This window comes from Protofrankia sp. CiP1_Cm_nod3 (genome assembly GCF_982290655.1).
Genome location: NZ_CEVIVD010000084.1, coordinates 22,444 through 23,034 on the forward strand (window position 1 = coordinate 22,444; position 591 = coordinate 23,034).

Consider the following 591-nt stretch of genomic DNA (forward strand, 5'->3'; position numbering starts at 1 on the left):
GCCGGGGTGGGGCTGCTGGCCGGGCCGGGTGGGTTCAGCCGGTGGTGGCCAGGGTGCGGGTGACAGCCCGGGCGATGATCTCGATGGTGGTGGCCGGGTCGGTGAGGACGATCGTCTGGGCGTTGTTAATGGGGTATGCGCGGTCGGCCGGGGCGATCCACAGCACCCGGCAGCCGGCAGCGGCCAGCCGGTCGATCCGCTGCTGGCCGGTGCGGCGTTCCTGCTCGTAGAACATCCCGTCGGAGAGGACGATGAGGAGGCGGGCGGCACCGGGGCGGGTGAGTTCAACGGCGGCATCGAGGGCGTCGACGGCCCGGGTGAACGCCTCGTCGGAGCCGGCGGCCTGGTAGTCGGTGACCTGGGCCGGGGCGCGGCCGGGCCAGGTCAGCGGGTGGACGTAGCGGCCGAAGAGCACGGTGGCGGTGGCCGTGTCGGTGGGGACGAGGCTGGCGGCACGGGCGCAGATCCAGGCGGTGGAGGCAGCCGGGCCGGTGAACGCGGTCATGGACCCGGAGGTGTCGCAGGCGATCCCGATCCGCAGCGGCGGGGTTGGGCTGGGCCGGCGGCGGGTCCGCCGGAACGGCTCGGCGG

The 591-nt window shown here is 74.8% G+C and carries 1 protein-coding gene; it reads right to left on the reverse strand.

The genetic code is table 11. From position 1 onward, the window contains the following. Positions 1-34 precede the first annotated feature (34 nt). The coding region (locus tag AC5LUJ_RS16020; protein WP_493465211.1) for a vWA domain-containing protein at positions 35-591 on the reverse strand (557 nt) is incomplete at its 5' end.